Genomic DNA, 8,229 nt, shown 5'->3' on the forward strand with positions numbered 1-8,229 from the left:
CCCATGAAGCATCGAGTGCCCTCCGTACTGGTAGCCGCGTTGCTCGTGTCGAGTTCCATTATCGGCCTCGCCACGGCACAGCCCCCGAGACCAGGGACTGAAACAAACGGCCTCACGGAAAACGAGTCGGCAACGCTCTGGTCTCGTGATAGCGACCGCTACGTCAGCCAACAAGACTACCAGCAGCAGTACGGCGACGACCGAACGGCACTCCACCAACTCGCCAACGGGACTGACATCACGTTCACGCGCCCGCCGGCAACGGCCGCGACGTGGACGCGCAACGACTTCGCTGATCTCGACGCCGGCGGGCCCGACACGTCGACGTACCCGCCCCACGCATCACTCGAAGATGGGACGTTCATCGACGATGCGCATGCGACGATTTTCGCGGTCACGCCATCGACGCGCGGGCATCTCGACGCAGGTGAGACACCGCTCTATATCGCTCCCAATGGGACTGTTCGTGGCCTCGTCGATTATCGTGTTCGCGTTCCAACCGGGAACGAAACGGGTAATCAAACCGTCGACTGGGCACTCGTCTCTCACGAGATTGAGAACACCCGTCTGAAAATCGATGGCATTCCAGTCGCAACTGTTCGCGGCACTCACACGCCAGAATTACAGTATCACACCACTCACTCGTGGAGCGCGAATCTCACGCTCGAAGCGACCATCTCCGTTCGCCTCAAGAAGACCGTCGAGACAACGGTTGGTGGCGAATCTAAGACGACAGTCAACTACCGGACCGAGACACGAACCGTCTCAGACACACTCGATACCGAGATTTACGACCTCGCAGCGTACCCCTACTACGCGCAGTACCCGAACGGGGATACTGGCGTCGCGATTTTCCAGTCCCGGCCGTGGCAGGGCTATACGCTCACCGACGATGAGAGCTCCCGGGTCCGTGGTGTGTGGCGGTTCTACACCGCTCGGAACACGAACTGGGACACACTCGTTACGTCGACCGGGACGTCGACAACTACGGAACAGTCGGATGCGATTCCCGTCCGAGTTCACGCGTATCCTTCACAGATCGGGCCGCGAGCAGAGCCGGTTCGCGATGGGCCGGATATCATCGATACGTGGGGGACTGACCGGGCGTCACCTCGCCGGACGATCGGCGAGAACGTAACCGTCGAGGTCGTCAATCAGTCGTACACGCCGACGTACGGACTGGCCGTCTGTGCGGAGACCGTCGACCGGGAGGCGCTTCGGGTGGGTGGGATCGTTCGCGGCGTGAATGCCACGATTGTCGACCCCCAAGTCGGGTCAGCGCGCCAGCTTCGTGAGAGTAACCTCTCTGTTGAGCTCGTTTCGCAGACGACGTCGAACGCGACGCTTCGAGTCGAGTTGCGCGATAACCAGACGGGTGCGCCAATCGCGTCGAATGGGAGTGACCGACAGTACCCGATTGGCGGGTCGTCACACAGCGGCTACATCACGGTGGGTGACCAGCGCGTTGAGACCAATGAGAGTGGCATCGCGATCGTCACGCTGGACGAGCCGGGGATCTACACCGCTCGCTACCACCCCGGCACGTGGCTTGGCCACGACCCAGCATATGTGGGTGATACGGCCTCCGTTCGCTGGCACCCACTCGGGACTCTCGAGGGTTGGGTTGCATTCGTGTTCGAAGTCGGCTGGCAGGCAATCCCGTTCGTCGTGACGTTCTACGCCGGTCGCCGACTCCTCCGTATGTTTGGTCCGACAGATAGCTACTACCGAAACCAATGATACCGACCGATTCACCGATTGATAGACGTACCGTCCTTCGAACACTCGGCGGGGCCGCCCTCGCCAGCGTTGCCGGCTGCCTTGATGGTAATCGTCGCTCGGGTACAACGACGCCCGACCAGACATCGGCGACGACCGAACGTGCTGGTCCCCTCTCACGCATCGCTGTTGAGGGGCAAGCCGTCGTCGTTGAGGTTGATACTGACGCACCCGTCGAACAGATAAACCTCATCCAACCGAATGGGGAACTGTTCGGGAAGCGTGGGCTTGCCGCCGGCGCACGACAGGTTTCGTTCGAAATCGGGACTGCCTACGAGCCCGGTGAGTACCATGTCGTCGCGCTGGATGGTGACGAAACTGTTGCTGAGGGTTCTCTCGAGATTAGCCCCCAGATTGAGATTCAGGACGTTGGGCTGTTTCGAAATGTACCGGATAAGCCGTGGGACGAGGTCTACGGTGAAAGTCCGACTGATGCAAAAAAGAACGGTGAGGCATTCGTCACGGTCAAAAACAGAGGGAGCGGACCGAATGCAATCGTTGAACTCCACTTTGTTGGTGACGTTCCTAATCCAATCGAAAACCCACGTGGGAACGGAATCTATGAAGAAAGTAGCGTCGTCGTCCCTGCAGGAGAAACAGTTGATATTTTCAGTAGCTCATTCCCATTCGGTTCAGCCATTGGTGAGGATGGGATGGGCTGTTCGACTGATGGTAATCGTGGCCAGTTTACTGTTGTCGTAGACACTCGAGTCGCAGCTCGGCAGGTCACAAAAGAGTACAACGTGGCATACACTGACGCCGAAGAGATGCAAAACTGCGAGATTACGATTAGCGAGGCATAGCGATGGTTGATCTCATTGACGTCGTATTAGAGGGTTTCAAAGACATTGTTGGTTGGATTATTGGTCTCTTCATGGACGCCCTGTCAACGGGGTACAACACTCTTTCCGAGGACATGTTTGGGACCCCGACACCCGAGACAGATGGTGTATTCATTTTTGGAGAACCAGCCAGTGAGCCGTGGTTGACTATTCGAGATGCACTCGTTGGTGGTGAGATAATGCTCATTGCATTGTTATTGCTCGTCATCTGTGTTCAAGCACGGCACGCTATCCGAATATTCAATGTTGGTAGTGCCTACGAGGCCAGAAAAACGAAGAAAACTGCATGGGTTGGTGCATCTTTGATTGTTGTCTGGTATTGGGTTGGTGTCCTTTCGCTTTACCTTATTGACGGGTTTGCTCTCGCCTTACTCCCAACTATGGATTCGATTCGAAATGCTATGTTAGGTTTCCTTGGTGTAACGATATCTAACCCTGCTCTCTCTCTGGTGTTTGCGCTAATTGGTGGGCTCTCTATGTGGGCTCTAGAAGCACTATTCTACATCCGGAAGATCCTGGTCTATGTCTATCTCTACGGGATGCCGGTTGCAATTGCACTCGGGTACGGAAATGTGCCTGTCGTCTCTGACGTTGCAATGGGGTTCTGCAAGAGGTTCGTCCCTCTCGCTGTCCTCCCTTTGCCTGCTGCAGTCGTTTTCAAGGGTTATGACCTGATCTACGGTGGCGGAACAATGGTCCCACAGACCGACTTCCTGAAGTTCTTAGTTGCTACCTCGCTCCCGCTGGTTGCTCTCTACATTACGTGGAAGACGTTCACGTACGCGACGCCCCTCACCGCGAAGGTGATTGGTGGTGCAACGCGAGGCGCAGCCCTCGTCGGCGGCGTCGCAGCCGGCGCGTATGTCGGCGGCGCTGGCGTCGCAACGACGGCCGCCCGCTGGGGGCCAAAAGCCGCCGCCGGCCAAGCACTCGCCCAGCGAGCAGCCGCACGACGTGACTCGACTGATGACAGCGACGGACTGCCATCGTACCGGCGGACCGAAAACGAACCCCGAACCCGCTAACCATGTCGACAGATCAAGACACAGCCGCTCGGCGCATCATGGACCAGTTCGGCGAAGCGAGTCGCATCCCCTACCTCAACATCGAAGAGGGCGACGTCGGCATCCTCATCGCTCCCCCCATCTGTGGGTTGCTCCTCGCCGGCCTCACGGGCATCGAATCACTCGCCGTCCCGCTTATCGCAAGCGGCCTCGGGATGGGCGCAGCCATCGTCTACGTCACTCCCGACCATCTGAACGCGTGGACGTGGACGAAAGACGTTTATCGCTACGCCAAACGGCCCCGGGTTACGCTGAGCGCGCCGGAGCACCCGGACAGCCAAGCGAACGAGACCGTGCGCAACGAAGGCGGGCTCGCGAACTACACGCCGTTTACTCCCGACGAGCGAACCCAAGACCTCACGAATATCGAGCGAGCGTGGCCTGGCGCCGGCGCGATTCAGCGGACTGACGGCGCGATGGAGGCGTTCATCGAAATCGACCCGGGGAACATGGACTTCGCGATGGCCGACGACTGGGCCCAACTCCAGGATGCCGGCGCCGAGTTCGCCAACAAAGAACTCGACTCGAAGCTCAAATTCCACGCAACAACCCGGTCATTCCCGGTCGAACAGATCACCGAGACGATCGAGGAGCGACTCACCGACGAAGACGTCACACAGAACCCGATCTTCCGGGAACTCCTCGAGGAGTATCGGGAGACGCGGCCCAAAGAGATGCGTGACCGCGGCATTCAGCAGGTCCGGTACTATATCGCCGTGGAAGTCTCGCCACTCGAAGTCTACGATCGATACCGCGACGAGGGAACGCCGGCTGAAAAGCTGACGCAGTTCCCCGTGATTGGCATTCTTTTCAACCCGTTTGTCACGCGGCGCGCGGACCTCTCCGATGTCGAACGGCGCGCTCAAATGTTCGAGAAGCTGGACGACCGGATTGCGGATGTCCGTTCCGAGTTCATCCAGCAGGCATCCGGCTGGTCTGCCCACCGACTCAGCACAGTCGAGTTGTTCGTCCTGAACATGAACTTCTGGAACGGCGAAGAACACGACTTCGAGACCGAAGCCGACGTGGTCCGCGAACAGCCGATTCTCGGTCGCTCACGCCGGGAGGAGGCGTTCGATGCGTAACCTCCCGTTGCAGGCGAGTCGTGATGTGCTTACCCAACTTTCCCAGTGGGCTCAACAGCCGACATCCCCTGAAGGTGCAGCGCTCTATCTGGGCACCATCGTGGTGCTCGGCGTCGGCGGGACAGCCCTCTGGCAACGATATCGTACCGACGACGAGCCGGAAGTCGACTTTTCGGATGTCCTCGACGAGGAAACCCTCGAAGCCGGCGAGGCAGAAGGCCAACTCCTCGACGACATCTCGGAGTCACACAAGACGGCGACAGCACCAGCAGCGATTGAATGGGAGACGCGAGCTGCCCGTGTCGGTGAGCAATGGACGACGACGCTGTACATCGCTGATTACGCCGACTATCCGAATGACGGCTACTTGAGTGACCTCTTCGAGTTGACCGACGTCGAGTTTGACCTCACGGCGCACATCACGCCGAAGAACCAGCAACGCGCACGAAACGAACTGCAGGATATTGCGGACGACCTGCAGGTCGACGCTGATTTAGAACAGAGCGTCCGGAGTGAGTACCTTCAAGAGCGAGCCAACGAGGCAGCGGCGACGTACAAGGCCGTCGAGAGTGGTGCGAGTGTGTTCGACCAAGGGCTATTCGTCACCGTCCGCGCCGACAACAAGGACGACCTCCGAGATGCTGTCAGAGCAGTCAAAAGCGCGCTCCGTGACGAACCGGCGAATCTCACGCCAAAGACGGCTATCTGCCGGCAGGACCTCGCGCTCCAGTCCGCCGCCCCAATCGGCGACAACGTGTTCGGTCGAGAGTCGATTGCCCTCGGTGGCGCTGTTGGGTCGCTTCTGGCGTCGCCACACAACGCGACGATTCTCGAAGAAGGGGGCGTCGAGTTCGGGATCCACAAGGACAACCAGAGCCCGGTCGTCATCGACCCGTTCGCCCGGGATAACGGCTATGCGATGTTTACTGTCGGCGACACGGGCTCTGGCAAATCGTTCGGTGCAAAGGAGAACTTCATCCGGTCGATCGAACAGAGCAAGGACCGCATCGGCATCATTCTCGAACCGCTCAACAACTGGGCGGGCGTCTCCGAAGCACTCGATGCCAAGCGAATCACCGTTGGTGGGACACTCGGACTAAACCCGCTCGAAATCCGCCAAACGCCCGAACACGTCCAGCGGGCGATGGGTGAAGACGCGAGTCCGTTCAACGAGAAACTCGACGACGCGATGAGCTTCCTGACGAATTTCTTCGCTCTCCGCGGCATCTCACTTGGCGACCGCCGAACGACGCTCGAACTTGGACTCAGACACGCCTACGAGCGTCATGGCATTACTGATGATATCACGACCCACGGTAACCCGAGCCCGACGATTCGAGAGATGCTGGACGTCTTCGAAGAGATGGTCGACGACCCCGAGTCGTTCGTCGTCCGGTCGGATGCGGAAGCTGAGAAACTTAGCGACGACGCGACGTGGTTGATCGACCAACTGCGGCCCTTCGAGGACGCAGGTCGCTACGCGAACCTCGGGAAGGAATCGGAGTTCGACATCCGCGACGAGAAAGTCATCTATCTCGACCTCGCCCAGCAGGAGGGGAGCGTCGACAGCAGTACGGCGCTGACGATGCAGTTGCTCATCTCGCTCGTCTACGAGCGGGCGAAGGAGACAGACAAAGAGGTCGTGTTCGTGATCGACGAAGCGCGGTACATCATGCAGGACGCCGCGAGTCTGGCGTTCCTCGAAACGGTGTTCCGACACCATCGCCACCACGACCTCTCGATTCGGCTGGTCACCCAGACCGTCGACGAGTTCTTCGAGCACGCTGAAAGTGAGGCTATCCTCGACCAGTGTGCCGTTAAGCAGTTCCATCGCTTGGATGGGATGGACGCGGAGTGGGCCGACGAGTTCGGCCTGAATCACGCCCAGATGCGGTACGTACAGGACGCGGTTCCCGGGAACGAAGACGCTGGCTTTTCAGAAGCCTTGGTCGGCGTCGACGGTGAGTGGCGTGGTATCAGAGTCGAAGCGATGCCCAAGGAAACGGAGGTCATCGACTTCGACCCGACCGAGCAGCGCCGGGCGTCGCTCCCCGGGGCTGGTGAGACGGCGGTCTCACCCGAGATTGAGACCTTTCGGACGGAGTTAGCGCAGCAAGCAAACGGAGAGTCACAGGACATGCAGACTGATTCAACAGTAACTGACACCGGCCAGCTTGGAGGTACCGACGATGCCTGAGCGTGAGTATCTTCGCGTGACGCCGACCTCGGAGGAACTCACGGCTCGTGGTATCCCGCAGACGCTCGAGAGTCTCCACAAACTGACCCCTGACAGTTCGGGGCTGTGGTCGAAACTCAACCCGTTTACATCCGCGACCCCACCGCGCTTCGAGTTCCTCGCACTCAGTACCGGACAAGACGCGCCGGTTGAGTTCTACTATGGTGCTGACGACTATCTTGGGACACTCGAAGAGCGGCTTCGGTCGATCTATCCGAAGACGTTCGACATCGAGCGTGTCGAGGTGGACGTCGCGTCGAAGTTGATTCACCCGGTTGCATTGTCTCACGAGGAGTTCGTTGAGCGCTACCAGCAGGGTGACCTGCAATATGAGTTCACCGACGACGAGCAGTACTCGACTGCAGATGGCGACGCGGACGTGACGCCTGACGCCGGCGAAAGCACCGTGTACGAGTCTGAGGGCTCACCGACGGACGCTGCCGACGAGATTGGCGGCAGAACGGCGGTCGGGCTGGGGGCGCTTGGGGAGACAGGTGTCGTACTCGGAAAGGCGGTGTCGCTAGCAGACGCGGGTTCGGCCCCGTCGGGCGGGGAGGCGCCGGGGGTCGCAGACGCGGCGAGTCTCTCCCGCGTCGCGGGGGACACCGTCTCACCAAAAGGCGTGCGGTGGTGTGGGTCGGCAGTTCGGAAGCAGGACTGGATGTCGTCGTTGACACCGCTGACTGCGACGCCCGACGAAAGTACGTTGCCGGCGGTCGACGAACCGGGGGCTGTTCTCGCATCGCTGATCGACCATCTGAACGATGCACGCGAACCGCTCGCGTTCCAAGTCGTGTTTCAGCGCCGGGAGAGTTGGCAAGCAGATGCAGAACTCCGCAAAGAGGACTTGAATGATGGGCGGGATACGCTCTCGCAGAAGATCCTTGGCGACCTGCTCGACCCCGAACTGGAGTACGAACGTCGCACCCGTGACGAGTTGAGTGACATCGTCGTCAAGCGACTTGATGCGATTGATGCGGTCAATCCCAAGCGCTCGTACACGACGAATATCCGGGCGATTGGCGTACCAACGAGTGAGGCTGGTCGCGATGCCCTTGATGGCCGCCTGTCATCACTCGCGCCGGTCTTTGACCCACTCGACGGCCCGTTCTACGAGATCGAAGCGACGCGACTTCGAGATCGTGGCTTCCGACAATCGAAGAAAGAACAAAACGCGCGAGCAGCGCTCCAGCGACTCCTCTCGCGAGAGGTAACGACTGGAC

5 protein-coding genes and 1 pseudogene are annotated in these 8,229 nt (G+C 59.5%); all 6 read left to right on the plus strand.

Annotation, left to right across the window (positions count from 1 at the left end; genetic code table 11):
* The first annotated feature begins 3 nt into the window (after positions 1–3).
* Positions 4–1,740 (plus strand): DUF8186 domain-containing protein, encoded by a 1,737-nt coding sequence (locus QT222_RS11195; RefSeq protein WP_491477227.1) that lies wholly within the window; start codon positions 4–6, stop codon positions 1,738–1,740.
* The gene (locus tag QT222_RS11200) at positions 1,737–2,582 is read left to right on the plus strand and encodes a hypothetical protein (protein ID WP_491477223.1); all 846 of its coding nucleotides are present in this window, start codon (positions 1,737–1,739) and stop codon (positions 2,580–2,582) included. Before QT222_RS11195 ends, QT222_RS11200 begins: the two co-directional genes overlap by 4 nt.
* Positions 2,583–2,584: 2 nt before the next feature.
* Positions 2,585–3,646 (plus strand): TrbL/VirB6 family protein, encoded by a 1,062-nt coding sequence (locus QT222_RS11205; RefSeq protein ID WP_491477224.1) that lies wholly within the window; start codon positions 2,585–2,587, stop codon positions 3,644–3,646.
* A gap of 2 nt (positions 3,647–3,648) precedes the next feature.
* Positions 3,649–4,770 carry a TraC-like domain-containing protein gene (locus QT222_RS11210; protein ID WP_491477225.1) on the plus strand — a complete coding sequence of 374 codons (1,122 nt, stop codon included), beginning with the start codon at positions 3,649–3,651 and terminating at the stop codon, positions 4,768–4,770.
* Entirely contained in the window at positions 4,763–6,967 is a 2,205-nt protein-coding gene (locus QT222_RS11215; RefSeq protein ID WP_491477226.1) for a VirB4 family type IV secretion system protein, read from the plus strand. The genes QT222_RS11210 and QT222_RS11215 overlap by 8 nt, the downstream gene beginning before the upstream one ends.
* A pseudogene (locus QT222_RS11220) lies at positions 6,960–8,229 on the plus strand (ATP-binding protein); the annotation flags it as partial. The gene QT222_RS11215 and the pseudogene QT222_RS11220, both read left to right, overlap by 8 nt.

Source organism: Haloferax sp. s1 (genome assembly GCF_058382125.1).

Coding starts and splice junctions, on each gene's coding strand:
- QT222_RS11195 (WP_491477227.1), top strand. CDS start 4: ATGAAGCATCGAGTGCCCTCCGTACTGGTAGCCGCGTTGCTCGTGTCG.
- QT222_RS11210 (WP_491477225.1), top strand. CDS start 3,649: ATGTCGACAGATCAAGACACAGCCGCTCGGCGCATCATGGACCAGTTC.
- QT222_RS11215 (WP_491477226.1), top strand. CDS start 4,763: ATGCGTAACCTCCCGTTGCAGGCGAGTCGTGATGTGCTTACCCAACTT.
- QT222_RS11205 (WP_491477224.1), top strand. CDS start 2,585: ATGGTTGATCTCATTGACGTCGTATTAGAGGGTTTCAAAGACATTGTT.
- QT222_RS11200 (WP_491477223.1), top strand. CDS start 1,737: ATGATACCGACCGATTCACCGATTGATAGACGTACCGTCCTTCGAACA.